The 25,620-nt window shown below is 70.2% G+C and carries 23 protein-coding genes; 11 read left to right on the top strand and 12 right to left on the bottom strand.

Annotation, left to right across the window (positions count from 1 at the left end; genetic code table 11):
- Nucleotides 1-33: 33 nt before the first annotated feature.
- Complete coding sequence (locus tag ncot_RS05705; RefSeq protein WP_168616742.1) at nucleotides 34-435, bottom strand: Rid family hydrolase; 402 nt, start codon at nucleotides 433-435, stop codon at nucleotides 34-36.
- A complete protein-coding gene (locus tag ncot_RS05700) occupies nucleotides 432-995 on the bottom strand; it encodes a TetR/AcrR family transcriptional regulator C-terminal domain-containing protein (protein ID WP_168616741.1) in 564 nt (187 codons plus the stop codon). The genes ncot_RS05705 and ncot_RS05700 overlap by 4 nt, the downstream gene beginning before the upstream one ends.
- Nucleotides 996-1,101: 106 nt before the next feature.
- On the opposite strand from ncot_RS05700, the gene ncot_RS05695 reads away from it, so the two are divergent.
- The 7 genes from ncot_RS05695 to bioD all read left to right on the top strand — a co-directional run bounded on the left by ncot_RS05695 (nucleotide 1,102) and on the right by bioD (nucleotide 7,333).
- The gene (locus tag ncot_RS05695; protein WP_168616740.1) at nucleotides 1,102-1,701 is read left to right on the top strand and encodes a biotin transporter BioY; all 600 of its coding nucleotides are present in this window, start codon (nucleotides 1,102-1,104) and stop codon (nucleotides 1,699-1,701) included.
- Nucleotides 1,702-1,705: 4 nt separating this feature from the next.
- A complete protein-coding gene (locus ncot_RS05690; protein ID WP_168616739.1) occupies nucleotides 1,706-2,407 on the top strand; it encodes an ABC transporter ATP-binding protein in 702 nt (233 codons plus the stop codon).
- The gene (locus ncot_RS05685; protein ID WP_168616738.1) at nucleotides 2,404-3,018 is read left to right on the top strand and encodes an energy-coupling factor transporter transmembrane protein EcfT; all 615 of its coding nucleotides are present in this window, start codon (nucleotides 2,404-2,406) and stop codon (nucleotides 3,016-3,018) included. The genes ncot_RS05690 and ncot_RS05685 overlap by 4 nt, the downstream gene beginning before the upstream one ends.
- A gap of 124 nt (nucleotides 3,019-3,142) precedes the next feature.
- Nucleotides 3,143-4,201: a biotin synthase BioB gene (bioB, locus tag ncot_RS05680; protein WP_168616737.1), complete on the top strand. Its 1,059-nt coding sequence runs from the start codon at nucleotides 3,143-3,145 to the stop codon at nucleotides 4,199-4,201.
- Nucleotides 4,198-5,469 carry an adenosylmethionine--8-amino-7-oxononanoate transaminase gene (locus ncot_RS05675; RefSeq protein ID WP_168616736.1) on the top strand — a complete coding sequence of 424 codons (1,272 nt, stop codon included), beginning with the start codon at nucleotides 4,198-4,200 and terminating at the stop codon, nucleotides 5,467-5,469. Before bioB ends, ncot_RS05675 begins: the two co-directional genes overlap by 4 nt.
- The gene (locus tag ncot_RS05670) at nucleotides 5,466-6,590 is read left to right on the top strand and encodes an 8-amino-7-oxononanoate synthase (protein WP_168616735.1); all 1,125 of its coding nucleotides are present in this window, start codon (nucleotides 5,466-5,468) and stop codon (nucleotides 6,588-6,590) included. Before ncot_RS05675 ends, ncot_RS05670 begins: the two co-directional genes overlap by 4 nt.
- Nucleotides 6,587-7,333, top strand: coding sequence for a dethiobiotin synthase (gene bioD / locus ncot_RS05665; protein ID WP_168616734.1), 747 nt, complete (start codon nucleotides 6,587-6,589; stop codon nucleotides 7,331-7,333). The genes ncot_RS05670 and bioD overlap by 4 nt, the downstream gene beginning before the upstream one ends.
- A gap of 14 nt (nucleotides 7,334-7,347) precedes the next feature.
- Here the strand turns inward: bioD and ncot_RS05660 are convergent, their stop codons facing one another.
- The gene (locus tag ncot_RS05660) at nucleotides 7,348-7,875 is read right to left on the bottom strand and encodes an NAD(P)H-dependent oxidoreductase (RefSeq protein ID WP_168616733.1); all 528 of its coding nucleotides are present in this window, start codon (nucleotides 7,873-7,875) and stop codon (nucleotides 7,348-7,350) included.
- Nucleotides 7,876-7,981: 106 nt separating this feature from the next.
- Nucleotides 7,982-9,562 (bottom strand): citramalate synthase, encoded by a 1,581-nt coding sequence (cimA, locus tag ncot_RS05655; protein ID WP_168616732.1) that lies wholly within the window; start codon nucleotides 9,560-9,562, stop codon nucleotides 7,982-7,984.
- A gap of 251 nt (nucleotides 9,563-9,813) precedes the next feature.
- Between cimA and ncot_RS05650 the strand changes: the two genes are divergently transcribed.
- Nucleotides 9,814-10,449 carry a MerR family transcriptional regulator gene (locus tag ncot_RS05650; RefSeq protein ID WP_168616731.1) on the top strand — a complete coding sequence of 212 codons (636 nt, stop codon included), beginning with the start codon at nucleotides 9,814-9,816 and terminating at the stop codon, nucleotides 10,447-10,449.
- A gap of 46 nt (nucleotides 10,450-10,495) precedes the next feature.
- Here the strand turns inward: ncot_RS05650 and ncot_RS05645 are convergent, their stop codons facing one another.
- From ncot_RS05645 to ncot_RS05635, 3 genes are all read right to left on the bottom strand, one after another.
- The gene (locus tag ncot_RS05645) at nucleotides 10,496-12,109 is read right to left on the bottom strand and encodes a serine/threonine-protein kinase (RefSeq protein WP_168616730.1); all 1,614 of its coding nucleotides are present in this window, start codon (nucleotides 12,107-12,109) and stop codon (nucleotides 10,496-10,498) included.
- Between the two features lie 112 nt (nucleotides 12,110-12,221).
- On the bottom strand, nucleotides 12,222-13,304 hold the full coding sequence (locus ncot_RS05640; RefSeq protein ID WP_168616729.1) for a branched-chain amino acid aminotransferase: 1,083 nt from the start codon (nucleotides 13,302-13,304) through the stop codon (nucleotides 12,222-12,224).
- Nucleotides 13,305-13,394: 90 nt separating this feature from the next.
- The gene (locus ncot_RS05635) at nucleotides 13,395-14,477 is read right to left on the bottom strand and encodes a 3-isopropylmalate dehydrogenase (RefSeq protein ID WP_168616728.1); all 1,083 of its coding nucleotides are present in this window, start codon (nucleotides 14,475-14,477) and stop codon (nucleotides 13,395-13,397) included.
- 502 nt (nucleotides 14,478-14,979) lie between these two features.
- On the opposite strand from ncot_RS05635, the gene ncot_RS05630 reads away from it, so the two are divergent.
- Nucleotides 14,980-15,546, top strand: a complete 567-nt coding sequence (locus tag ncot_RS05630; RefSeq protein WP_168616727.1) for a class I SAM-dependent methyltransferase — start codon at nucleotides 14,980-14,982, stop codon at nucleotides 15,544-15,546.
- Between the two features lie 86 nt (nucleotides 15,547-15,632).
- Here the strand turns inward: ncot_RS05630 and ncot_RS05625 are convergent, their stop codons facing one another.
- On the bottom strand, nucleotides 15,633-16,304 hold the full coding sequence (locus ncot_RS05625) for a hypothetical protein (protein WP_168616726.1): 672 nt from the start codon (nucleotides 16,302-16,304) through the stop codon (nucleotides 15,633-15,635).
- A 61-nt stretch (nucleotides 16,305-16,365) separates the two neighbouring features.
- Between ncot_RS05625 and ncot_RS05620 the strand changes: the two genes are divergently transcribed.
- Nucleotides 16,366-17,808: a PLP-dependent aminotransferase family protein gene (locus ncot_RS05620; protein WP_168616725.1), complete on the top strand. Its 1,443-nt coding sequence runs from the start codon at nucleotides 16,366-16,368 to the stop codon at nucleotides 17,806-17,808.
- 24 nt (nucleotides 17,809-17,832) lie between these two features.
- Here ncot_RS05620 and ncot_RS05615 read toward each other — a convergent pair whose 3' ends face one another.
- The 3 genes from ncot_RS05615 to serA form a co-directional block, all read right to left on the bottom strand.
- A complete protein-coding gene (locus ncot_RS05615; RefSeq protein WP_168616724.1) occupies nucleotides 17,833-18,990 on the bottom strand; it encodes a glycoside hydrolase family 16 protein in 1,158 nt (385 codons plus the stop codon).
- Between the two features lie 114 nt (nucleotides 18,991-19,104).
- Nucleotides 19,105-20,253, bottom strand: a complete 1,149-nt coding sequence (locus ncot_RS05610; protein ID WP_168616723.1) for a glycoside hydrolase family 16 protein — start codon at nucleotides 20,251-20,253, stop codon at nucleotides 19,105-19,107.
- A gap of 253 nt (nucleotides 20,254-20,506) precedes the next feature.
- Nucleotides 20,507-22,093 carry a phosphoglycerate dehydrogenase gene (gene serA, locus ncot_RS05605; RefSeq protein ID WP_168616722.1) on the bottom strand — a complete coding sequence of 529 codons (1,587 nt, stop codon included), beginning with the start codon at nucleotides 22,091-22,093 and terminating at the stop codon, nucleotides 20,507-20,509.
- Nucleotides 22,094-22,413: 320 nt separating this feature from the next.
- Here serA and ncot_RS05600 point away from each other — a divergent pair, with 320 nt between their 5' ends.
- The gene (locus ncot_RS05600) at nucleotides 22,414-23,985 is read left to right on the top strand and encodes an ABC-F family ATP-binding cassette domain-containing protein (RefSeq protein WP_168616721.1); all 1,572 of its coding nucleotides are present in this window, start codon (nucleotides 22,414-22,416) and stop codon (nucleotides 23,983-23,985) included.
- Nucleotides 23,986-24,132: 147 nt separating this feature from the next.
- On the opposite strand, the gene argG is transcribed toward ncot_RS05600, so the two are convergent.
- Nucleotides 24,133-25,563 carry an argininosuccinate synthase gene (gene argG, locus ncot_RS05595; protein WP_168616720.1) on the bottom strand — a complete coding sequence of 477 codons (1,431 nt, stop codon included), beginning with the start codon at nucleotides 25,561-25,563 and terminating at the stop codon, nucleotides 24,133-24,135.
- Nucleotides 25,564-25,620: the final 57 nt, after the last annotated feature.

Here is a 25,620-nt window from a genome sequence, read left to right as displayed (position 1 = left end):
ACGACGACCACCACCACCGGGACCGGGACGAGCTCAGTCGCCGACGGCCGCCACGGCCTCGATCTCGACGAGCTGGTCGGCGTAGCCCAGCACGGTCACTCCCAGCAGCGTGCTCGGCACGTCGTGGTCACCGAAGGCCGCTGCGACGACCTCCCACGCGGCGACCAGGTCGTCCCGACTCGTCGTGGCGACCAGGACACGGGTGCTGATCACGTCGTCGAGCCCGGCACCGGCGACCGAGAGCGCAGTGACCAGGTTGTCCACGCAGCGCGTGGCCTGGGCGGCCACGTCACCGACGCCGACCGTGGCCCCCTCCTCGTCGATCGGGCAGCTGCCGGCCAGGAAGACCAACCGCGCACCGGCAGGAGCCGTGGCCGCGTAGGCATAGGGCGTGTCGGCCAGCCCCGGCGCCCGGATCAGGCGAACCGCGCTCATCGCACGGTCTCCCCTGCCTGCACCCGGATGCCGTCGAGGATCAACGCCAGCCCGAGCTCGAAGTCGGAGCCCTCCCTGGGCTGGTCCGCGATCGCTCCGACGCTGCTGGCCTGGAGGTGGGTCTGCTCCTGGATGGCGTCGCCGAACACGAAGTGCAGGACCGTGCTGACCGCGACCGGGACCAGCTCCGCGGGCAGCCCCGCGTCGTCGTACGCCGCAGCGAGGTCGACGGCCGGTGCCGCCGCGCCGAGGCCGAAGGCGTGCACCGTGGCGACCAGCTCGGCCCCGTCGCGATAGGCGAGCATGGCGTCGCGCAGCTCGCGTGCGATCGCGGCGACCTGATCGGCCCAAGGACCTTCGGGGCGCGGACGGGCCCCGCGCCGCAGGATCTCGTCGGCGACCAGGGCCAGCAGGGCCTGCTTGTTGGCGACGTGGTGGTAGAGCGCGCTGGGCTGCAGCCCGAGCTCACCGGCCAGGCGCCGCATCGAGAGGTCGGCCAGTCCGTAGGCGTCGAGCACGACGAGCGCGTGCTCGACGATGTCGTTGCGGCGATAGCGCATGTGATGCAGGTCCCTCCGCGTTGACGATGCTCAGGAGCGACCCTAACCTGAACACTGTTCACCCGGCCACACCATCGGAATTCCACCAGCAGGAAAGACCATAGCCTTGACCACGCAGTCCCTGCCCCGTGAGGGCCGCGCGCGCACCACCGCGCCCACCACCGACATCGCCCTGATCGCCGCATTCGCCGCGCTGATCTCCGCGTGCGCCTACATCGGCGCGATCCCCGTCGGCGCGGCCGGCGTGCCGATCACCCTCCAGACGTTCGCGGTGATGCTGACCGGCTGCCTGCTCGGACCGGTCCGAGGCTTCCTGTCGGTGGCGCTCTACCTCGGCCTCGGCGCCATCGGCCTGCCGGTCTTCGCCGAGCACTCCGGCGGCCTGGGCTCCTTCACCGGCGCCAGTGCGGGCTACCTGTGGTCCTTCCCGATCGCCGCCCTGGTCGGCGGCTTCCTGGTGAAGTACGTCGCCCGACAGCGACGCACCCGCGCCCTGCTGGTGTTCCTGTGCTCGGCCGCGGCCAGCGTCCTGGTGATCCACCCGATGGGCATCGCCGGCATGAAGCTCTACTTCGACATCACGTGGCACGAAGCGATGACCTACGACCTGCCGTTCTGGCTCGGCGACTTCGTGAAGACGACGCTGGTGGCACTGATCGCGGCCGAGGTGCACCGCGCCTTCCCGCGCCTGCTCGAACGCGGTTGAGGAAGTGCCACGGATCCAGCTCGACGAGGCCGGGGTGGTCGTCAGGCTGCCCGGTGACGGCGGTGACCGCACGGTCCTGGCGCCCACCACGCTGACCCTGACAGAGCACCGGATCGGGGTGATCGGCGCGAACGGCTCGGGCAAGTCGACGCTCGCCCGCATGCTGAACGGCTTGGTCCACGCCACCTCCGGAACCGTGCGCATCGACGATCTCGACGTACGCCGTGACGCCGCGGCAGTGCGGCGTACGGTCGGGTTCTGCTTCACCGACCCGGCAGCGCAGCTGGTCATGCCGACCTGCGTGGAAGACGTGGAGCTGTCGCTGCGCCGCCGGGAACGGTCGTCCTCACGTCGTCGCGAGCTGGCCATGGGCGTGCTGCGGGAGCACGGGCTCCTCGACCACGCCAACGACTCGGTGCACTCCCTCTCGGGCGGGCAGAAGCAGATGCTGGCTCTGGCCGGCGTGCTCGCGGTGCAGCCCACGATCGTCGTGGCCGACGAGCCCACGACTCTGCTCGACCTCGCCAACACCCGGCGCATCGGCGACCTCCTCCTGTCGATCCCCCAGCAGCTGGTGCTGGTCACCCACGACCTCGACCTGGCCGCGCGCTGCGACCGGGTCCTGGTGGTCGATGACGCTGCGGTTGTCTTCGACGGCGACCCTGCTGCTGCCGTGGACCACTACGTCGCCTCGGTGACGACGTGAGCCAGTTCCTCGTCGGGATCTACCAGCCCGGCACCACGTTCCTGCACCGGTTGCCGGTGGGTTCAAAGGTGCTCGCGCTGGGTGGGTTCAGCCTCGCCATCGTGCTGACTCGCAGCATGCCCGCGGCCTTCGCGTTCCTGGGCGTGGCGCTGGCACTCGTCCTGGTGGCGCGGGTTCGGGTGGGCACCCTGCTGCGCGCGTCACGGAGCATCCTGGTCCTGGCCGCCTTCGTGTCGCTCCTCCAGTGGTGGTGGTACGGCGGGGCCAAGGCGGTCGAGACGTTCGTCGACCTGGTCACGCTGGCGCTGGCGGCCGTCGTGGTCACCTCGACGACCTCGGTGAACGCGATGCTGGACGCGATCGTGCGCTGGCTCGGCCCGTTCCGCCGGATCGGCGTGAACCCGGATCGCGTGGCACTGGCGTTCGCCCTCGCGATCGGAGCGCTCCCCGGCACCGTCACCCTGGCGCTCGAGACCCGCGACGCAGCTCGAGCCCGGGGGCTCGGCCACCACCCGCGCGCCTACCTGTCGCCGTTCGTGATCCGGGTGGTCGCTCGGGCGATGGAGACCGGCGATGCCCTGGCCGCGCGCGGCATCGGTGACGACGACTGACCGCTCGCGCGTCAGGGACCCGCGGTTCGTGGGGTAACCTGAACACCGTTCAGGTTTGACCCTTCGACCAGCACCGTGAGCCGGGCACCACCCGCCCCCTCGCGACCACCCAGGAGATCCGCAGATGTCGTTCCCGTTCGACCAACTCGCCCAGCGCATCCTCGACGGGGACGACGCGACCGAGGCCGACGCCCTGGCCGTGCTGCGCACGACCGATGCGGAGCTGCTGCCTGCGGTCGCCGCGGCCGGCCGGCTGCGCCGCGAGCACTTCGCCAACACGGTCAAGGTCAACTACCTGGTGAACCTGAAGTCCGGCCTGTGTCCGGAGAACTGCAACTACTGCTCGCAGGCACTCGGGTCGCGGGCCCCCATCCTGAAGTACTCCTGGCTGACCACCGAGGAGACCCTCGAGCAGGCGTCGGCCGGACTGCGTGGCGGAGCCACCCGGGTCTGCATGGTGTCGTCGGGACGCGGACCCTCAGACCGTGACGTCGACCGGGTCGTGGAGATGACCGAGGCCATCAAGGGCGAGTACGACGGGGTCGAGGTGTGTGCCTGTCTCGGGCTGCTCAAGGACGGGCAGGCCGACCGGCTCAAGGCCGCTGGTGTCGATGCCTACAACCACAACATCAACACCGCGGAGAGCAACCACGACAACATCGTCTCGACCCACACCTACGACGACCGGATCGACACGATCGGCAAGGCGAAGTCGGCTGGTCTCTCCCCCTGCTCCGGGCTGATCGCCGGGCTCGGCGAGAGCGACGAGCAACTGGTCGAAGCACTCTTCGCGCTCAAGGCGCTCGATGCCGACTCCATCCCCGTGAACTTCCTGATGCCCTTCGACGGCACGCCCTACGAGAACACGTGGGAGCTCTCGCCGATGCGGTGCCTACGGATCCTGACCATGGCGCGTTTCGTGTGCCCCGACAAGGAGATCCGGATCGCAGCCGGCCGCGAGATGCACCTCCGCTCGCTGCAGGCGGTGGCGCTGCAGGTGGCCAACTCGATCTTCCTCGGCGACTACCTCACCTCCGAGGGCCAGAACGCCGAGGCCGACCTCGAGATGCTCCGCGACGGCGGCTTCGTGATCCTCGGCGCCGAGGCCACGACCGCAGGCGGTGGACAGAACCCGGAGATCCGCCGACGCGGAGCGGGCACCCGAGCACCGGCGAACGCGTGAGCCTCGCCACCGACGAGCTGCTCGCCCTCGACCGCGAGCACCTCTGGCATCCCTACACGTCGATGACGGAGCCCACCCGGGCCCGAGTGGTGACGGGCGCGAGCGGCGTTCGTCTCACGGTCGACGGCGCCGACGTCGTCGACGCGATGAGCTCCTGGTGGTCAGCGATCCACGGCTACCGCCACCCGGTCCTCGATGAGGCAATCGTCAACCAGACAAGGGAATTCGCACACGTCATGTTCGGTGGCCTGACCCACCGCCCGGCCGTGGAGCTGGCTCGCCGCCTCGTCGACGTCACTCCGGATGCCTTGCACCACGTGTTCCTGGCCGACTCCGGATCGGTCAGCGTGGAGGTGGCGCTGAAGATGGCGTTGCAGCACCAGCGTGGCATCGGTCGGCCCGAGCGCACGCGGTTCCTGACCGTGCGTGGCGGCTACCACGGCGACACCTCCGGCTGCATGGGCGTGTGCGACCCGGTCGGCGGCATGCACTCCATGTTCACCGGCCTCCTGCCCCAGCACGTCTTCGGCGACACGCCGCCCCCGCCGGGCGGCGACGTCGCGACCTGGGCCGCCGGCTTCTCCGCGCTGGCCGACGCCCACGCACCCGACCTGGCCGGGATCATCGTCGAGCCCGTGCTGCAGGGTGCCGGTGGGATGCATGCCTACGACACGGCCTGTCTGCAGGTGATGCGCGAGGTCGCCGACGAGCACGGACTGGTGCTCGTCTTCGACGAGATCGCCACCGGCTTCGGCCGCACCGGCCCGCTGTTCGTCAGCGAGCTGGTCACCCCCGACATCCTGTGCGTGGGCAAGGCACTCACCGGCGGCTACCTCACGCTGGCCGCCACACTGTGCACGTCGGAGATCGCCGCCGGCATCTCGACGAGCGAGTCCGGCGTGCTCATGCACGGTCCCACCTTCATGGGCAACCCGTTGGCCTGCGCGGTTGCGTCCGCCTCGATCGACCTGCTCCTCGCCGGCGACTGGTCGGCGAACACCGCCCGCATCAACACTGCGCTGGAACGCGGACTGTCACCCCTGCGGGACACCAGCGGCGTGCACGACGTACGCACGATCGGTGCGATCGGGGTGGTCCAGCTGGACCACGACGTCGACGTGGAGGCGGCCACGGCGACCGCTCTCGCGAACGGCGTGTGGGTGCGCCCGTTCCGCGACCTGATCTACACGATGCCGCCCTACGTCGCGACCGACGACGACCTGGCCAGCATCTGCAGGGCGATCGGTGCGGCGGTGCGTGCCGGATGAGCCGCTGGAGTGCGTGGTTGGGGACACAGGCCAGCGACCGCGACGCCCTGGGCCTCACCAGGACCCTCAACCCACGCAGGGTGGACGACGACACGCTCGACCTGGCCGGCAACGACTACCTCGGTCTCTCGCGGGACCCGGTCGTCACGCGAGCCGCGGCCCACGCGACGCTCACCTGGGGCGCCGGGTCGGGCGCCTCGCGGCTCGTCACCGGCACCCTGTCGCTGCACGACGAGCTCGAGCGCGAGCTGGCCGCCTTCACCGGACACGAGTCCGCCCTGGTGTTCTCCACCGGCTACCACGCGAACCTCTCGGTGGTCACCGCGTTGGCCGACCGTGAGGCCCTCGTGGTCTCGGATGCCCACGTCCACGCATCCCTCATCGACGCCACCCGCCTCTCGCGCGCGGCCTTCCGGGTGACGGCGCACAACGACGTGGCCACCGTGCAGCAAGCGTTGGCCGGGGCCGGCGACCGACGCTGCCTCGTGCTTGCCGAGTCGGTCTACTCCGTGCTCGGTGACGCGGCCCCTCTGGCCGAGCTCGCGGCCACGTGTGCCGACCACGATGCACTGCTCGTGGTCGACGAGGCCCACGGGCTGGGCGTCGTCGGCTCCGGCGGCCGCGGACTGGTGCACGAGCTCGGGCTTGCGGGGCATCCGAACGTCGTCGTCACTGCCACCTTGTCCAAGGCTCTCGCCGCCCAGGGTGGTGTGGTGCTCGGCCCCGCGGAGCTGCGCGACCACCTGGTCAACCGGGCTCGTCCGTTCATCTTCGACACCGCACTGGCCCCCGCTCCCGCTGCAGGCGCCCTGGCCGCCCTCGGGCTGCTGCGCTCGGGGCCCGGTCTGCCCGAGGTGATCCGACGAAGGGTCGCCGCACTCGGCAGCTCGCTGGGTGTGACGCTGCCCGTCGGCGCCGTGCTGTCCGTCCCGATGACCTCTCCCACGACCGGCCTCTCCCACCAGGCAGCGCTCCTGGCCGAGGGCATCCGCGTCGGCTGCTTCCGTCCGCCGTCGGTCCCCGACGGGGTCTCCCGGCTGCGCATCACCTGCAACGCAGGTCTGGCCGAGGCCGACTGGGAGCGCGCCGTCGAAGCCATCGTGAAGGTGGTGCGTGGATGAGTCGCGTCATCGTGGTGACCGGCACCGACACCGGTGTCGGCAAGACGATCGCCACTGCGGCCCTCGCGGTCCGGGCCACCGATCGGGGCACCGTGACCGTCGTGAAGCCGACGCAGACCGGCGTCGGTGACACCACCGCGTCGCGCGACACGGGCCCACCGCCCGAGGCGTGGTCTCCGGCGGAGCCGAGCGATGCCGACGAGATCCACCGGCTGTCCGGCTGTGCGGTGCGGGAGTTCACCCGGCTGCCCGATCCACTGGCGCCGGACAGCGCGGCCCGGTTGCGCGACGTACGCATCCCCACCGTGGGCGAGCACGCCGAGCGGGTGCGCACGATCACCGCTGACACCGTCCTCGTCGAGGGCGCCGGTGGGCTGCTGGTCCGGCTCGACACCGAGGGCGGCACGATCCTCGACCTGGCCGTCGAGCTGGGCGCCGAGGTGTACGTCGTGTGCCGGGCCGGGCTCGGCACGCTCAACCACACCGAGCTCACCGTCGGCGCACTGCGCGGGCGGGGCATCGAGCCGGCCGGGTTGATCATCGGCGCCTGGCCCGCGACCCCCGGGCTGGCAGAGACCTGCAACCGTGCCGACCTGCCCCGGGTGACCGGCGTACGCATGGACTCGGTGATCCCCAGCGGGGCCGGGATGCTCGACGGCAATGCGTTCCAGCGGGCCGCCAGGTCCTGGGCACTGCACGACGAACGGCAGGCGAACCGATCGGTTCTACCTGCCGTTCGTTAGGGGCTGCGGACGGATCAGGCGTCGACGAGGGCCTGCACGGCGTCGACCAGCGTCGCGACGATCGCCTCGTCGGCGAGGATGTCACCCTCCATCGCCGACTGGGAGACGACGATGTCCTCGACCACCCTCGCCCCGGCGATGGTCGCCGACTTGCGGGTGTGCTCGTGCGCCCACTGACCGCCGTACGGCGTGGGGGTGGCGCCGATGACCGCGAACGGCTTGCCGACCAGCGCACCCTGGCCGTAGGGCCGGGAGAGCCAGTCGATGGCGTTGTTGAGGACGGCCGGCATCGTGCCGTTGTACTCGGGGGTGACGACCAGGACCCGGTCGGCCTCGGCCACGGTCTTGCGCAGCAGCGACGCGGGCTCGGGAACGGTGTCGCCGTCGAGGTCCTCGTTGTAGAAGGGCAGCTCGCCCAGGCCCTCCGCGATCTCGATGTCGATGCCCTCGGGCGCGCGGTCGCGCAGGGTCTCGGCGATGCGACGGTTCAGGGAGTCGGCGCGAAGGCTGCCGACGAGGACGAGGACACGGGTGTCGGACATGGAGGAGCTCCTGGGTCATGGGGACTTCAGCTGTCTTCCCCAACCCGTGTTGCCTGAGCGGAATTCCGGTGCCAGCCGTGAGCCAGCCCACGTGCGTCGCCGACGGTCAGACGTGGTGACGCCGCAGGCCGAACGTCAGGCCGTCGACCAGCGCACCCCACGACGCCTCGATCACGTTGTGGCCGACGCCGACCGTCACCCACGAGGACTCACCGTCACTCGTCTCGATCAGCACACGCGTGGTCGCGTCGGTGCCGTGCCCCTGGTCGAAGATCCGCACCTTGTAGTCGATCAGCTCGAACTTCGCGACCTCCGGATACGCCTGGCCGATGGCCTGCCGCAACGCGTGGTCGAGCGCGTTCACCGGGCCGTTGCCCTCTCCGGTCACCACGAACCGCTCTCCCCCGGCCCGCAGCTTCACCGTCGCCTCGGAGGCTGCCTCGTCGTCGGGCGTCGTCTCGGTGATGACCCGCCACGACTCGACGTCGAAGTACGACGGCCGCGCGCCCTCGGCCTCCTCCACCAGCAACAGCTCGAAGGACGCATCGGCGGCCTCGAAGGTGAAGCCGCGCGACTCCAGGTCCTTGACCTTGTTGGTCAGGCGGGTGACGAGGTCCTTGTCACCGGACAGGTCGTAGCCGAGCTGCTTGCCCTTCAGCTCGATCGAGGCCCGCCCGGCCATGTCGGAGACCAGCAGCCGCATGTCGTTGCCGACCTCGACCGGGTCGAGGTGCTGGTAGAGGTTCGGGTCCACCTTGATCGCGGAGGCGTGCAGGCCGGCCTTGTGCGCGAACGCGGAGGTGCCGACGTACGGCTGGCGGGAGGCGGGCGGGAAGTTGGTGATGTCGGCGACCGCGTGGGCGATCCGGGTGGACTCGGCCAGCGCACCCTCCGGGAGCACCCGCCGGCCCAGCTTGAGCTCGAGGTTCGCGACCACGGTGACCAGGTCGGCGTTGCCGGTGCGCTCGCCGTACCCGTTCATGCAGCCCTGCACGTGGGTGGCCCCGGCCTGCACGGCCGCGACCGAGTTCGCGACCGCGCAACCCGTGTCGTTGTGGGCGTGGATGCCGACCCGTCCGCCGGTCTCGGCGATCACGTCGGCGACGATCTCACCGACCCAGTGGGGCAGCATCCCGCCGTTGGTGTCGCACAGCGCGACCACCTCGGCACCGGCGTCGTACGCCGTGCGCAGCACCTCCAGCGCGTAGGACCGGTCGAGGCGGAAGCCGTCGAAGAAGTGCTCGGCATCGAGGAACACCGTCTGACCCTCGGAGCGCAGGTGGGCCACCGTGTCGCGCACCATGGCCAGGTTCTCCGCGAGGGTGGTGCGCAGCGCCAGCTCGACGTGGCGCGTGTGCGACTTGGCGACCAGGGTGACGTAGGGCGCGCGGCTCTCCCGCAGTGCGGCGACCTGGGGGTCGTCAGCCGCAGCCGCCCCCGCCTTGCGCGTCGCGCCGAAGGCGACCAGCTCGGCGTTCTGCAGGCTGAGCTCATCGGCGGCACGGCGGAAGAACTCGGTGTCCTTCGGGTTCGCGCCCGGCCAGCCGCCCTCGATGAAGCCGACACCGAGCTCGTCGAGCAGGCCGGCAATGGTGAGCTTGTCGGCGACGGAGAGGTTCAGCCCCTCCTGCTGCGCGCCGTCGCGCATCGTGGTGTCGTAGACGTGGAACGGCCCCTGGAGGTCCATCTCAGCTCACTTCGTCGGTCGGCTCGGGCAACAAAAAAACCTCTCGAGGAACGAGAGGTTGCGCGTCAGGAAACCCTGACGCGCTAGGCAATGATGATCGTGCTGTGGCTCACCGCGCCAGTGTGACACGGACTCCTCGACCTGTGGCCGGTGTCTCGCGATGCGACCCTGCCCATTTGCCTGCGGAACCCGGGTTCTGCGACCTAGGCTTGATCAGTCGATCGACAGCAACATCGTGAAGGAAGTCCACCATGCGCATCAGCAAGCTCAGTGAGCGCGCCGGGTTGCCCGTCGGTACCGTGAAGTTCTATCTCCGCTCCGGCCTGCTGCACCCCGGGTTCGCCACCAGCGCCACCCAGGCGTTGTACGACGAGACCCACCTGGCCCGGCTCCGCCTGATTCGCGCGATGCTCGGTGCCGGGCGCCTGTCGCTGGCCGAGATCCAACGGATCCTGGACGCCATCGACCTGCCGGTCGGAGACCCTGACGTGAGGGTGTCGCTGGTCCAGGCCGCCATTGCCGGTCCGGCCGACACCCGGTTCGACGACCGGACCGCCGATGCCGACGTGCTGCGTGAGATGGGCTGGCACATCGCCCCCGACTCCCCGCACCTCCCCGCGCTCCGGAACGCCCTCGAGGCGGCCCGTTCCGTGGGCCTGGACGTCGACCAGGACCGGCTCCGGGTCTGCGCCGAGGCCGCCGCCCACGTCGCACGCAGCGACCAGGCCGAGCTCGACTCCCTGCCCGACGCCGAGCGTCCCCAGGCCCTGGCGGCCTCGCTGGTGCTGCTCGATCCGATCTTCTCGGCTCTGCGCCGACTGGCCGGCGAGCACATGGCCGCCGTCAACCGGGGCAGGGTTCCCGGCCCTCGGGTCTCCAACGCCTGATCGCTGCCCCCGGCCAGCCGCGGGCCACAGCTTCGCGACGCTCGGATCAGACGTGGCGTCCCAGCCACGTGCCCGCGCCCCAGGGGGAGGCGTCGAGGGGGAACCACGACGTGCCCCCTCCCTCGGCCACCCAGAGCATGGCTGCCGCCGACGCGAGCAGGAGGAGCGTGCTGAGCGCCCACGGCATAGTGGCCCGGGCCAGCGCCCTGCCGACCCCAGAGGTCGGCGAACGCAGCCGTGAGCTGCCGGGGCCGGTCCAGTGGAAGACCCCGAGGGCCAACCCGCTCACGCCGAGGACGACGAGGTCATCGAGCCGGAGCGCGACCAGGACCAGCCCCACGCACGCGACGATGAGCGCGGTCCACACCAGGAGCATGAGGGTTCCCGGCAGCGAGACGAGGAAGTGCCAGGGAGCCGAGCCGACGGCGAGCACTCCGTCGTACCACTTGGCACCTCGTGCCTCACGGCGTGCCCGCGCGGCGCTGCTCGAGAGGGACAGGCTGCGCAGGACAACGGTCGCGGCGGCGACGACCGCGCACGTCACGGCGGGCGCCAGCACGACCCCGGCGGCGACTGCTGCGAGGAGAGCCGCGCCCAGGACCCACCGGCGCAGGCGCTCGGTCCACCCGGTCCGCACGGGCGGGGCCAGGGGTGGGGGCTGCTGGTAGGGCTCACGCATCGGCACCGGGCGGTCCGTGTGCGGCGAACGACCCCGGGGCGTCTCGTCGTCGAACCGGAGGGTGCGCGGGGCGTCCCCGTCGAGTCGGCTCTGGGCATCAAGGCCGGCGAGCGGCAAGGTCGCCGGTTCCTGCACCGCGCCCCGCGGTCTCTCCCGGGTCGCCGATCCGTCGAGGGCGTCGAGGAGCTCCTCGAGCCGTGGGCGCTCGGACGGCTCGGGCGCGAGTGCTGCCGCGATCAGCCGCACCAGCTCCGGGTCGAGGCCACTGAGGTCGTGCTCGCCGCGCCTGACCCGGTCCATGACCGCGACCGAGGGGCCGCTGCCGAACGGCGGCCGCCCGGTGCCGGCGAAGGCCACGGTCGCGGCCCACGAGTGGAGGTCGGCGGCTTCTGTCGGTGTGTGGCCGTAGAGGATCTCGGGTGCCAGGTAGCCGGGCGTGCCCAGCAACCAGCCGGTGCGCGTGATGCTCGCGTCCTCGGCGGACCGGGCCAGGCCGAAGTCGATCAGGACGGGGTTGCGTCCTTCCATCAACACGTTGGACGGCTTGACGTCGCGATGGAGCACGCCGACCCGGTGCACCGCCCGCAGCGCCTCGAGGAGACCCTTCGCGAACCAGACCAGGTCGTCCCCACGCAACGCGCCCTCCTCGCGGACGTGGGCGTTGAGGGCGAGGCCGGGGACGTAGCGTGTGGCCACGAACGGGATCGGGCCCCAGGGGTCGGCGTCGACGATCTCCCCGACCCGGGCGCTGCGCACCCGGGACAGCGAGCTGACCTCGCGCGCCAGCCGGGCACGCGCCTCGTCGTCGCTGACCACGTGGGGGCGCAGGACCTTGAGCGCCACCCGCTCGCCACCAGGCTTCTGGGCGAGGTGGACCACGCCCATCCCACCTTCGCCGATGCGCGCCAGCAGGGTGTAGTCACCCACACGCATCCCGGGTGGAGCCTGCTGCCCGGGGGTGTCGCCAGCGGTCGTCGTCACATCGCGAGATTACCCGCAACTGGGCCGACCAACCCTGCCAACCCGCGCGCCGCACCGGTCCCGGCGTACGGCGACACCGTGCGCACGACGACCGGGCGCGACCGGCGGTCTGTCAGCCGATGCGGTGCATCCAGCCGTGAGTGTCCTCCGCGCGGCCGTACTGGATGTCGACCAGTGCCTGGCGGATCCTCATCGTCAGCTCTCCGCCCTCGTCGCCGGTCACGGAGTCCGCCTCGCCGCCGTCCCACTTGAGACTGCCGACCGGGGTGATCACCGCGGCGGTGCCACACGCGAAGATCTCGGTGATCGCACCGCTGGCCACGCCCTCGCGCCACTCGTCGATGGAGATCTTGCGCTCCTCGACCTTGTGGCCCAGTCCCTCGGCCAGCTCGATGACGCTGGAGCGGGTGATGCCCTCGAGGATGGTGCCGGTCTCGGGGGTGACGATGCGACCGTCCTCGTAGACGAAGTACATGTTCATGCCGCCGAGCTCTTCGATGTAGGTGCCCTCCTGGCCGTCGAGGAAGACCACCTGGTCGCAGCCGTGGGCGGTGGCCTCCTGCTGGGCCACGAGGGAGCTGGCGTAGTTGCCGCCGGTCTTGGCCGCACCCATGCCGCCGCGACCGGCGCGGGTGTACTCCTCGGTGAGCCAGAGGCTGACCGGCTTGATGCCGCCCTTGAAGTAGGCGCCGGCCGGCGAGGCGATGACCATGAAGGTGACGTGCTGGCTGGGGCGCACACCGAGGAACACCTCGGTGGCGATCATGAACGGGCGCAGGTAGAGGCTCTTCTCCCCCGCTGCTTCGGGCACCCAGCGCTGGTCGACCTCCACCAGGGCGTCGACCGCCTGCACGAAGTCCTCGACCGGCAGCTCCGGGAACGCGAGTCGCTGCGAGGAGAGCACCATCCGCTGGGCGTTCGCCTCGGGGCGGAACGTGGCCACGGAGCCGTCCGGCTGGCGGTAGGCTTTCATGCCCTCGAAGGTCTCCTGCGCGTAGTGCAGGACGGCGGTCGCCGGATCCATGCTCAACGGGCCGTACGGCGTGATGCGGGCGTCGTGCCATCCCTTCTCCGGGGTCCACTCGACGGTGAACATGTGGTCGGTGAAGTGCGTGCCGAAGCCGGGGTTGGCCAAGATCTCTGCCAGCCGGGCATCGTCGACGGGCTGCTCGCTCAGGGTGGTGCTGATCTCCATGGACATCAAACTATCTGACCTTCTGTGAAATGAGTGATGCCGGGCACGTCGAAGAACGTGCCCGGCACCAGTGCTGGTGGAGTCGAGCGGTCAGCCGGCTACTCGCGCGGCGATCGCGTCGCCGACTTCCGACGTACGACGCGAGGTGCCCGGGGCGCGCTCGGACAGGTCGGCGAGCACCGCGGTCTCGATCGCAGCGGCGGCGTCGGCGAGGCCGAGGTGGTCGAGCAGGAGGGACGCCGACAGGATCGCTGCGGTCGGGTCGGCCACCTGCTGGCCGGCGATGTCGGGCGCGGAGCCGTGGACGGGCTCGAACATGGAGGGCGCGGTGCGGTCCGGGTTGATGTTTCCGGACGCCGCGAGCCCGATGCCGCCGGTGATGGCAGCGGCCAGGTCGGTGATGATGTCGCCGAAGAGGTTGTCGGTGACGATCACGTCGAAGCGGGTGGGATCCGTGGTCATGTGGATCATCGCCGCGTCGATGTGCATGTAGTCGGTGGTGACGTCGGGGAACTCGGCGCCCACGGTCTCGAACAGGCGCCACCACACGGAGCCGGCGTTGACCAGCACGTTGGTCTTGTGGACCAGGGTCAGCTTCCGGCGCGGGCGGCGCTGGGCCCGGGCGAACGCGTCACGGATGACGCGCTCCACACCGAAGGCAGTGTTCACGCTGACCTCGGTGGCCACCTCTGCCGGCGTACCGACGCGCAGGGCGCCGCCGTTGCCGGTGTAGGGGCCTTCAGTGCCTTCGCGGACGACGACGAAGTCGACCTCACCGCCCCCGATGACCGCTTCCGACAACGGCGAGGTGACGCCGGGGAAGATCCGGGACGGGCGGAGGTTGACGTAGTGGTCGAGCTCGAAGCGGAGCTTGAGCAGGAGCCCACGCTCGAGGATGCCGGGCGGCAGGTTCGGGTCGTTCGGCTTGCCACCCACGGCCCCGAGCAGGATCGCGTCGTGGTCGCGGATCTCCTCCAGCACACCGTCGGGAAGGACCTCACCGGTGGTGAGGTAGCGCTCGGCGCCCAGGTCGTACCGGGTCTGCTCGAACTTCACGCTGGCGGGCGCCGCCACCTCGAGGACCTTGAGGGCTTCGGCGGTGACTTCGGGTCCGATGCCGTCGCCAGGGATGACGGCGAGCTTGCAACCGGAGAGGGAGGAGGTGTTGGTCATGAGTGAAATCTAGTTGTCGTCGGGGCGGGGTCCGCCGTTGTCTCGCAGGTCAAGAGCGGCTTGGACCGCTTCCGGGCTGCGCGGGTTCTCGGGGTTGTGGCTGGCCGGTCCCCACTCGGGGTACATGTCATACATCGGTTTCTCCGTTCGGTCTGGTGCGGGTGCGTTGGTGAATGGGCAGACAACGCCCCGCGACGGGGAGACGGAGACCGGGACACACGGATCACGGGGCCACGGGAAGGTCCGTCAGGACCAGAGATTGCGGATCGCGCTGAGCTGCAGTCGATTCCGCCGCGGGACGTCTTCAGATGGAAGAAGGCCCGTACAACCACCACTCGCCACGGCGAGGTGGCCTTCTGTCAGGCCTCGCCGCGGCAGTGAATGAGTACGAGCACGTTCCGCATGATGGAAGGAATGTACGCCGCCTCCGGGCGCCGCGCAGCCGCGTTTCACAAACTGTTCACGATGCGAGACACCTTTCCCATGATGAGAGACTCGGCCCATGAGTGCCCCGCCCGAGCTCCCCTCCATCGTCTCCCGCGCCTTCGACGTCTCACGCAAGTCCGGCTACGTGTCGTTCTGCCGCAACGAGACCGGCCGCCTGCTGGCCACCCTGGCCGCCACCCGCACGGGCACGCTGGCCGAGTTCGGCACCGGCTGCGGCGTCGGCACGGCGTGGCTGCGCTCCGGCGTACAGCCCGGGGCTCGGATCATCTCCGCCGAGCTCGACGCCAAGCTGGCTGGCGCGGCTGCGGAGATCTTCGAGGACGACGACTCGGTCGAGGTGCTGGCCGCGGACTGGTCGACGCTGCGCGACAAGGGCCCCTTCTCCCTGCTGTTCCTCGACTCCGGCACGCCCTCCGCGGTCGGCGTCGACTCCATCGTGGAGCTCGTCGAGCAGGGCGGGATCGTCGTGCTCGACGACTTCGTGCCGTGCGAGATGTGGCCGCCGATCACCGGCGGCCGGGTCGACACCCTGCGCGAGCAGTGGCTGACGGACGAGCGGTTCACCGCCGTCGAGGTGATGATCGCCCCCGACGCGTCCGCGATCATCGCCACCCGTCGCTGATCCCCTCCCCCCTCCTCATCCTCCCCTCGATAGTCCCCAACGTCTCGCAGGTCAGAAGCCACGGTTCACCTGCGTGACGTTGGGGACTATCGAGGGGGTTGCGTCAGTTCGAGTTCGACGGTGCACCAAGGCAGCATCAGCTGCGCCAGCGGACCGATGGCCAGCGCGTAGAGCACGGTCCCAGCGCCCAGCGCACCTCCGAGCAACAGGCCGAGCACGACGACCGCGACCTCCAGCCCGGTGCGCACGAGCCGCAACGAGAGCCCGGTCCGTCGAGCCAGCCCGGTCATCAGCCCGTCGCGCGGTCCCCGGCCGAACTGGGCACCGATGTAGAGCGCGGTCGCCAGCCCGTTGGCCACGACCCCGACCACCAGCAGTGCGATGCGCGCGGTCCAGCCGTCGGGCTGGTCGAGCAGCGCCAGCGTGGCGTCGGCGGAGATGCCGACCACGAGTGCGTTCGCGACCGTGCCGATCCCGGGCACCTCACGCAGCGGAATCCACAGCAGCAGCACGACGAAGCTGAACAGCACCACCGCCTGGCCCAGGGTGATCGGGACGTGGCGGATGAAGCCCGAGTGCAGCACGTCCCACGGCGCGAGCCCCAGCGCACCACGCACCATCATCGCCAGGGAGACGCCGTAGAGGACCAGCCCGACCGCGAGCTGCGGGAGCCGGCGGGCGAGGCGGCCGGCTCGCAGCTGGGCGACCGGCCCGAGGTCCGAGAGCTGACGGCGTGCGGAGGCGGAAGCAACGGACATGACTCCATGATCATCCCGATTGGCCCTTGAACAAATAGCCAATCATGACAGAGTGGACTGCATGACCCGGTTCATCTCCGCCACCGCAGTGGCCACCTTGGTCGGCGGCTTCGACCGCGCCCCTGCCTATGCCGGCCTCGCGGAGGCGCTGCGCGCCCTGATCGCCGACGGCCGGATCGGTCACGGGGCCCGCCTGCCGAGTGAGCGCGAGCTCACCGAGTCCCTGGGGGTCAGCCGCACCACCGTCACCCGGGCCTATGCCGCCCTACGCGATCGTGGGTACGCCGAGGCGCGTCGCGGCGCCGGCACCTTCACCCGGGTCCCCGGCGGTCCGGGCCGGGCCCCGGACCGAGTGCTGACCCCGCGCACCGACGCCACCGACCTGATCGACCTCAACTGTGCCGCGGCCCCGGCGCCACCCGGGGTCGGGGCGGCCTACGAGGCTGCGATGGCCGAGCTGCCGGGCTACCTCGTGGACCATGGCTACTACCCCGTCGGCCTTCCGGAGCTGCAACGCACGATCGCCGCGTCGTACGACGCCCGAGGGCTGCCGACCGATCCCGACCAGATCATGGTGACGCCCGGCGCGCTGGCCGCCACCGCCGTCGTGGCCAGCGCCCTGACCGGCCCCGGTGACCGCATCGTCGCCGAGGTGCCGGGGTACCCGAACGCCGCTGGCGCCCTGGGCGTCCGGCCGACGCGGCTGGTCGGCGCCAGTCTCGATGTCGAGGGATGGGACCTGGCCGGCATCGCGGCCACCATCCGCCAGACCGCCCCACGCCTGGTGCACACCATTCCGGACTTCCAGAACCCGACCGGCAACCTGATGCCGGACGCACAGCGTGAGGAGTACGCCGCGGTGCTGGCCTCGGCGCGGACCGTGGCGCTGGTCGACGAGGCGCATCAGGCCCTGGCCCTGGACGGCCAGCAGATGCCGCTGCCGATGGCCGCCTACGTCGAGGCGGCCGGTGGCGAGGCGATCACCGTGGGGAGCACCAGCAAGATGCTGTGGGGCGGCCTGCGCGTGGGGTGGGTCCGCACCCCTCGGGCACGGATGGATGCGCTCACCCAGGCCAGGCTGACCCTCGACCTCGGAGTGCCTGTCTTCGAGCAGCTCGTCGCCGCCCACCTGCTCCGCGCGCCGCAGGAGATCCTCGAGGCCCACCGCGAGCGCCTGCGGGAGCAGCGCGACGCACTCGTCGCCTCCGTCGCACGTGAGCTGCCCGACTGGCGGTTCCGGACGCCCACCGGCGGCCTGGCCCTGTGGTGCGAGCTGCCCCGCGCCGAGGCATCGTCCCTGGCGCTCGAGGCCGAGGGACGCGGCGTGGTCTTCGCACCCGGGCCGGTCTTCTCCGCCGAGGGCGGCTACGAGCGCTTCGTCCGCATCCCGTGGACCCGTCCCGTCGACGAGCTCGAGCAGGCGGTCACCAGGATTGCCGAGGCCTGGCGCGTCGACCAGGCGCCGAACACCCGGCGTACGCCCGAGCGGGTGATGGTCGCCTAGCCCGAGCGCGAGCAGCAGCCTGCGTCAGCGCCAGACCCGCACGTAGTCGACCTCCATGCACGCAGGTCGTGGCGTGTCCGCCGTGAACGGATCGTTCTCCCGTCCCATCGCCTGGGTCAGCGACACGATGTACCGCTCACGGAAGGCCGGGTCACCCGAGGTGTTGGTCAGGCACAGCCTGCCGTTCACTCGGATCTCGATGCGCGACGCGGTCCAGTCCAGCCGGTAGGTGTTGAACTCGCCCCGCGACGCGGTGCACCCGTACGCCGTGTTGGTGTGTTCGCCGGCGGTGATCGGTCCGTACTCCCGCTCCGTCGGGTAGTGCAGGTAGGGAATGCTCCAGTCGGGGTGGACCGAGTAGGTCTCGGAGATGTCGATCTCGCCGTACTCCATGGTGCTGGGATCGACGTGGCGGACGTCCGGCCACAGGTAGAACGCCTCGTGAAGGCCGCTGACGTCTGCCTCGGTGCTGCGGATGCGGGCCTTGAACCGACCGTACTGCTGGGAGAAGCGGTGGTACGTCGACACCATCCCGGCCGTGTAGGGCGTCGTGCTCTCCTCGTGCTCCGCCATGGCCGGGCAGTCGTGGGGCTCGCCCTCCGTCAGCAGCAACCGCAGGGAGCCATCACTGACCCTGACGTTGTCTGCGCTGTAGCAGGCGAAGGCCCCGGGCGTCCCCGTCGCGTAGGTGCTGGTCTGCGGCCGCCACAGGGTGGGGTCCAGCGTGGCGGCGTCGAAGTCGTCGTGGAAGGAGCACCGCAACGGCTCGCCGCTCGCCTTCAGCGGTCGCACGCCGCAGGCGTCACGGGTGACGCGCAGCCTCGGGACCCTCCTGACCTCGGACCTGCGACGACTCGACCGGTCGACGACCCGGTACGGCGTGCGCCGCCGCAGCTTCCGCACGACGATGCGGAACCTGTGCCTGTGCGACGTCAACCGCTTGACGCGGACCCACCGCCTCGTCGCGGTACGCCGCTGCAGCACCATGCGATCCTTGCGCTTGGCCGTGCGCCCGTGGAGGAGAACCGTGCCGAGGTTGCGGGCCTTCTTCTCCAGAGTCGGCCGCGTCCGCTCACCGGCGACGGCGGGCGTGGCGGGCACCGGGACTGCGGTGACCAGCAGGGCTGCCAGCGCGACCACCACCACCGGGATACTGGACCGGAAGCCGGCGGCGTGCAGCATGGACTTCCTTCGACGGCCCTGTCAGGCGCGACAGCCCGAGCTGGCCGTCAGGTCGAGGACAGGTCCCGGATGCCCCGGTCGACCACCCGACGACCGGCCCACGAACCGGGCCGCTCACCGCCAGACGCGGGCGTAGTCGACCTTCATCGTGGCCGGGATCGGCGGCGGCAGCAGGAGGTTGTAGGCGTTGGTGCCGGATCCGAGCGCCTGGGTGAACATCATGATGTAGCGCTTGCGGAAGGCCGGGCTGCCCGACGTGTTGCTGAGGCACAGGTCACCGTTGACCCAGATACGGATCCGACTGGCCGACCACTGCATGCGATAGGTGTTCCACTCGCCGCGGTGCGCCATGCAGTCGTAGGCCGTGTTCTGCTCGGGCCCACTCAGCACGGCACCGTCGTCGGCGCCGTAGTGCAGGTAGGGCACGGAGAGCGTCGGGTAGACCGAGTAGGTCTCGGAGATGTCGATCTCGTCACCGTTGACGGCGCCGTAGCGCTCGTCGGGCCACAACCAGTAGGCCTCGTGCAGGCCACGTCGAGTGGTCGCGGTGTTGTGGATCCGGGCCTCGAAGCGGCCATAGCGCTGGGACCAGGTGTCATGGGTGGAGACCATCCCCGAGGTGAAGATCTTCGTGATGCCGGCCAGTCCGGGGCACTCGAGCAAGCTGGCACGACGCGCGACCAACCTCAGGGAACCGTCGGCCACCGAGACGTTCTTCCCGCTGTAGCAGGCGGCAGCCCCGGGCGGGTCGCCGGTGATGAAGCCGTCCTTCTGGATCGTCCACCTGGACAGGTCGAGGGTCGTCCCCTCGAAGTCGTCGTGGAAGGAGCACCGCCACGGCTCACCGCTCGCCTTCAGCGGTCGCACGCCGCAGGCGTCACGGGTGACCCGGAGCCTCGGGACCCTCCTGACCTCGGACCTGCGACGACTCGACCGGTCGACGACCCGGTACGGCGTGCGCCGCCGCTTCTTCCACACGACGATGCGGAACCTGTGCCTGCGCGAGGTGAAGCGTTCGGCGCGGACCCACCGCTTCTTCGCCGTACGACGCTGCAGCACCATGCGATCCTTGCGCTTGGCCGTGCGCCCGGAGAGGAGAACCGTGCCGAGGTTGCGGGCCTTCTTCTCCAAGGTGGGTGCCGCGACAGCGCTGGACCGCGCCGTCGGGGCGTCGACCGTCGCGGCCACCGCCTGTGGAGCGGCCACCAGCAGGCCGGCCACGAGCAGCACCGACGTTCCCATGCGTGCCACCGAGAAACGCACGTGAGGACTCCTCGAAGTTGTGTCGACCGCTTGCCCGGAGGCAAGCCTCCGGTGCAGGACGTGTTGATGGTTCAACGATGCGACGGCGCTGCGGTTATGACCGTCCGGGTGTCAATCGTCGCAGCACGCAAGATCCTCGCAGCACGCAAGATCTTCGCAGCACGCAAGGTCCCGCAGCACGCATGGTCCCGCAGCCACCAACGCGAGCGGGGCCCGACCGGACAACCGGTCGGGCCCCGCAACGAGCGTCGGATCAGCCGAGGTCGACCGAGCGCACGGTCTGGGCGGCGATGGCCTGCTGGATCTCCGCGAGCGTGTCGGCAGCGATGTCGGAGTCCACCGACAGGGCCACCAGTGCCTGACCACCCTTGCCGGCGCGGGCAACCTGCATCCCGGCGATGTTGATCTGCGCGTCACCCAGGATCCCGCCGACCGTGCCGACCATGCCCGGGCGGTCCTCGTAGACGAAGAAGGCCAGGTGGTCGGTGGGCTCGATGTCGAGGTCGAACCCGTTGACCTCGACCAGGCGCTCCTTCTGCGCGAGGCCGACCAACGTGCCCGACACGGAGACCTGCGAGCCGTCGGACAGGGTGCCCCGGACGGTGATCAGGTTGCGGTGGTCGGGGCTCTCGGCCTCCGTCACCAAGCGCACGGCGGTGCCGCGCTCGGCGGCCAGCAGCGGCGCGTTCACGTAGGAGACCTGCTCCTCGACGATGTCGGCGAAGACACCCTTGAGGGCGGCCAGCTCGAGCACCTTGACGTCGTACTCAGTGATCTCGCCGCGGACCTCGACGTCGATCGACTGGGCAACCTCGCCGGCCAGCGCGGTGAAGACCCGGCCGAGCTTCTCGGTGAGCGGGATCCCGGGACGGACGTCCTCGGCGATCACGCCGCCCTGCACGTTGACCGCGTCGGGGACGAGCTCACCGGAGAGAGCGAGCCGCACGGACTTGGCCACGGCGATGCCGGCCTTCTCCTGGGCCTCGTCGGTGGAGGCTCCGAGGTGCGGGGTGGCCACGACGTTCTCGAGCTCGAAGAGCGGGCTGTCGGTGCACGGCTCCTTGGCGAACACGTCGAGGCCGGCGGCAGCGATGCGGCCGGTCTTCAGGGCGTCGTACAACGCGGTCTCGTCGACGATCCCACCCCGGGCAGCGTTGACCAGGACCAGGTTGGACTTGGCCTTGGCGAGCTCGTCGGCGCCGATCAGGCCGATCGTCTCGGGGGTCTTGGGGAGGTGGACGCTCATGAAGTCGGCCTCGGTGAGGAGCGTGTCGAGGTCGACCAGGCGCACGCCCATCTGGGCGGCACGGCCCGGCTGCACGTAGGGGTCGTAGGCGACGACGTTCATGCCGAAGGCACTCAGGCGCTGGGCGACCAGCACGCCGATCCGGCCCAGGCCGACGATGCCGACGGTCTTCTCGTAGAGCTCGATGCCGGTGTACTTCGACCGCTTCCACTCACCGTTGCGCAGGCCCTCGTGACCCGGGCTGATGTTGCGCGCGGCGGCGAGCATGAGGCCGACGGCCAGCTCCGCGGCGGACACGATGTTGGAGGTCGGCGCGTTGACGACCATGACGCCGGCCTGGGTCGCGGCCTTGACGTCGACGTTGTCGAGACCGACCCCGGCACGGGCGACGATCTTGAGCTTCGCGGCAGCCGCCAGCGCCTCGGCGTCGACCTTGGTCGCGGAACGGACCAGGATCGCGTCGACATCGGCGATGGCGGGCAGCAGCTCGGCACGGTCGGCACCGTTGCAGTGGCGGATCTCGAAGTCGGGACCGAGCGCGTCGACGGTTGCGGGGCTCAGTTCTTCGGCGATGAGTACGACGGGCTTGCTCACAGCGGATTCCTCGATGGTTGTCTCGTGGATTGGCGGACTCCTCCACGGCCAGTTCTCGGCCTGGTGGAGGGTCGTGCACGACGCTGTGCCCGGAACGGCCCATGCTACCCGACCCTCCGTGGTCGGCGAAGCGAGTCCACGAACGTCAGGGTCAGTCGATCGTCCCCCGGCCGCGGTGCTGGCGCGTGACACTCCCCGCCCGGAAAACCACTTGCACGGTGGCACCCTCGGTCGGCATCCTTGTCGGCGTGAAGTCCTGAGAGCGCCCGTGAAGCCCGTCGTCGACGGGTGGTTCCCCCTCGCATCCCAGAGGAACGCTCTTGTCTTCTCCCCTGCGCTTCACCCACCTCACCTTCGCCTGGCCGGACGGCTCGGTGGTCATCGACGACCTGGACCTGCTGGTTCCGCCCGGACGCTCCGGGCTGGTCGGTGACAACGGCACCGGGAAGTCCACCGTCCTACGGCTCGCCGCCGGCGACCTCTCCCCCACCTCAGGCAGCGTCCGGGCCGAGGGACGCGTGGGCTGGCTGCGCCAGGACCTGACCCTTCGGGCCGAGGAACGGGTCGACGACCACCTCGGCGTACGCCGGATCCGGGCTGCCATCCGGGCCATCGAGTCGGGATCGGTCGACGAGACCGACTATGCGACCGTCGGCGACGACTGGGACATCGAGGAACGCGTGGCCGCCGAGCTCGACCGGCTCGGGCTCCCGAACGACATCCTCGACAGGCGCCTCGGCGAGCTGTCCGGCGGCGAGGCCGTGCAGCTCGGCCTGGCCCGCGTTCTCCTGCAGCGTCCCGACGTGCTGCTCCTCGACGAGCCGACCAACAACCTCGACACCTCGGCGCGCGAGCACCTGTACGGCGTGGTCGAGACGTGGCGACGCACCCTGCTGGTGGTCACCCACGACCGCGACCTCCTCGAGAGAGTGGACCGGATCGGTGACCTCCGCGAGGGTTCCGTGCAGTGGTACGGCGGCGGCTACACGGCGTACGCCGCCCAGGTCGAGGCCGAGCAGGAGGCTGCCGTCCAGGCCGCCACCACCGCGCGACAGGACATGCGCAAGCAGAAGAACGACCTGATCGAGTCGCAGCGGATCCTGTCGGGACGCAAGCGCTATGCGGACAAGATGTATGCGACCAAGCGCGAGCCGCGCGCCGTCATGAAGCTCCGGAAGCGTGCTGCCCAGGTCTCGGCCGGGAAGTACCGCCAGCTCCACGAGGATCGACTGGAGTCGGCCAAGGAACGGCTGGACGAGGCCGAGGCCAAGGTGCGCGACGACCGCGAGATCCGGGTCGACCTGCCGGCGACGGAGGTGCCACGCGGGCGTGAGGTGCTCCGGGCTGACCTGGCCCTGCGTACTGGCGCCCGCGTCGAGCTGGACCTGCGCGGCCCCGAACGGATCGCCGTCGTCGGCGCGAACGGGAGCGGCAAGACCACGCTCCTGAACACGATCACCGGCGCCGTCGAAGCCGAGGGACTGCTCGAGGTGAAGGTCCCGATCGGCATGCTGGACCAGCGCCTCGACACGCTCGACGACTCGTTGACGGTCTTCGAGAACGTGAAGCAACGGGCTCCGCACGCCGACGACAACGAGGTCCGGGCCCGGTTGGCGCGCTTCCTGTTCCGCGGGGCGAAGGGCGACCAGCTCGTCGGCACCCTGTCAGGCGGGGAACGGTTCCGGGCCACCCTGGCTGCCGTGCTGCTCGCCGAACCAGCCCCGCAGCTGCTGCTGCTCGACGAGCCGACCAACAACCTCGACTTCAGCTCGTACGACGCCTTGGTGTCCGCGCTGGCCTCCTACCGGGGCGCGCTGATGGTGGTCTCCCACGACCAGGGCTTCCTCGAGGACATCGGCGCGACCGGCACCCGCCGCCCCCTCCGCCTCTGACACGAACAGTGGATTGTTGCTGCGCGAACGGGCAGTTCTTGCGCGGCGAACAGGCAATTCTTGAGGTCACACCTCGAGAATTGCCCGTTCGGACGTCAAGAATCCACCGTTCGCGCAGCAAGAGTTGCCCGTTCGCGCAGGAGGAGGTCAGTCGGTGCCGAACTCCATCGCGGCGCGGTCGAGGGCCTCGTCCTCGTCACTGACCGGCTCGCCCCGGTCAGTGATGCGGTCGGCGCCACCGGCGGGGAGCTCGCCGAAGAGCGTGCCGTTCTCGACCAGCACCTGGCCCTGGTCGAGCGGCTGGCCGGCGTACATCTCGAGCTTGGAGCGCGAGTCGGCGATGTCGAGGTTGCGCATGGTGAGCTGGCCGATGCGGTCCAGCGGACCGAACGCGGCGTTCTCGGTGCGCTCCATCGACAGCTTGTCGGGGTGGTAGCTGAAGTTCTGCCCAGAGGTGGCCAGGACGGTGTAGTCCTCACCGCGACGCAGCCGGACGGTCACCTCCCCGGTGACGAGCGAGGCGATCCAACGCTGGATCGACTCCCGGATCATCATCGCCTGCGGGTCGAGCCAGCGGCCCTCGTAGAGCAGGCGACCGAGCTTGCGGCCCTCGTTGTGGTACTGCGCGATGGTGTCCTCGTTGTGGACCGCGTTGACCAACCGCTCGTAGGCGATGAACAGCAGCGCCATGGCGGGCGCCTCGTAGATGCCGCGCGACTTGGCCTCGATGATGCGGTTCTCGATCTGGTCGGACATCCCCAGCCCGTGGCGACCGCCGAGGGCGTTGGCCTCGTGCACCAGGGCCACCGAGTCGTCGTAGCGCTTGCCGTTGATGCTGACCGGGCGGCCCTGCTCGAACCCGATCGTCACGTCCTCGGTCTCGATGACGACCGAAGGGTCCCAGAACTTCACGCCCATGATCGGCTCGACCGTCTCGAGCGAGACGTCGAGGTGCTCGAGGGTCTTGGCCTCGTGGGTGGCGCCCCAGATGTTGGCATCCGTCGAGTAGGCCTTCTCCTGCGAGTCGCGGTAGGGCAGGTTCCGCTCCGTCAGCCACGCGCTCATCTCGTGGCGCCCACCGAGCTCGTTCACGAAGTCGGGGTCGAGCCACGGCTTGTAGATGCGCAGGTCGGGGTTGGCCAGCAGGCCGTAGCGGTAGAACCGCTCGATGTCGTTGCCCTTGAAGGTCGAGCCGTCGCCCCAGATGTCGACGTTGTCCTCGTGCATCGCCCGCACCAGCATCGTGCCCGTGACGGCGCGCCCGATCGGCGTGGTGTTGAAGTAGACGCGACCACCCGAGCGGATGTGGAAGGCACCGCAGGCCAGGGCGGCGAGGCCCTCGTCGACGAGCTGCTGCTTGCAGTCGACGTGGCGGGCCAGCTCGGCGCCGTACTGCAGCGCACGACCGGGTACGCCGGCAATGTCGGGCTCGTCGTACTGGCCGATGTCGGCGGTGTACGTGCAGGGGATGGCGCCCTTGTCACGCATCCAGGCGACGGCCACGGACGTGTCGAGGCCACCGGAGAAGGCAATGCCGACGCGCTCGCCGACCGGAAGTGAAGTCAGTACCTTGGACATGACTCAAGTGTATACAGACCTCTGCATAATCATGCAATCGGCCCGCTGTTTGGTTTG

The organism is Nocardioides sp. JQ2195 (assembly GCF_012272695.1).
Lineage (GTDB): Bacteria > Actinomycetota > Actinomycetes > Propionibacteriales > Nocardioidaceae > Nocardioides.
The sequence above is the reverse complement of the archived record's forward strand: the minus strand, read 5'-3'. Positions and strand labels throughout refer to the sequence as shown.

Excerpts from the sequence above, each read along its gene's own strand:
- ncot_RS05705 (WP_168616742.1), bottom strand. The coding sequence starts at position 435 with ATGAGCGCGGTTCGCCTGATCCGGGCGCCGGGGCTGGCCGACACGCCC.
- ncot_RS05700 (WP_168616741.1), bottom strand. The coding sequence starts at position 995 with ATGCGCTATCGCCGCAACGACATCGTCGAGCACGCGCTCGTCGTGCTC.
- bioB (WP_168616737.1), top strand. The coding sequence starts at position 3,143 with ATGTCGTTCCCGTTCGACCAACTCGCCCAGCGCATCCTCGACGGGGAC.
- ncot_RS05670 (WP_168616735.1), top strand. The coding sequence starts at position 5,466 with ATGAGCCGCTGGAGTGCGTGGTTGGGGACACAGGCCAGCGACCGCGAC.
- bioD (WP_168616734.1), top strand. The coding sequence starts at position 6,587 with ATGAGTCGCGTCATCGTGGTGACCGGCACCGACACCGGTGTCGGCAAG.
- ncot_RS05660 (WP_168616733.1), bottom strand. The coding sequence starts at position 7,875 with ATGTCCGACACCCGTGTCCTCGTCCTCGTCGGCAGCCTTCGCGCCGAC.
- cimA (WP_168616732.1), bottom strand. The coding sequence starts at position 9,562 with ATGGACCTCCAGGGGCCGTTCCACGTCTACGACACCACGATGCGCGAC.
- ncot_RS05650 (WP_168616731.1), top strand. The coding sequence starts at position 9,814 with ATGCGCATCAGCAAGCTCAGTGAGCGCGCCGGGTTGCCCGTCGGTACC.
- ncot_RS05640 (WP_168616729.1), bottom strand. The coding sequence starts at position 13,304 with ATGGAGATCAGCACCACCCTGAGCGAGCAGCCCGTCGACGATGCCCGG.
- ncot_RS05635 (WP_168616728.1), bottom strand. The coding sequence starts at position 14,477 with ATGACCAACACCTCCTCCCTCTCCGGTTGCAAGCTCGCCGTCATCCCT.
- ncot_RS05630 (WP_168616727.1), top strand. The coding sequence starts at position 14,980 with ATGAGTGCCCCGCCCGAGCTCCCCTCCATCGTCTCCCGCGCCTTCGAC.
- ncot_RS05625 (WP_168616726.1), bottom strand. The coding sequence starts at position 16,304 with ATGTCCGTTGCTTCCGCCTCCGCACGCCGTCAGCTCTCGGACCTCGGG.
- ncot_RS05620 (WP_168616725.1), top strand. The coding sequence starts at position 16,366 with ATGACCCGGTTCATCTCCGCCACCGCAGTGGCCACCTTGGTCGGCGGC.
- ncot_RS05615 (WP_168616724.1), bottom strand. The coding sequence starts at position 18,990 with ATGCTGCACGCCGCCGGCTTCCGGTCCAGTATCCCGGTGGTGGTGGTC.
- argG (WP_168616720.1), bottom strand. The coding sequence starts at position 25,563 with ATGTCCAAGGTACTGACTTCACTTCCGGTCGGCGAGCGCGTCGGCATT.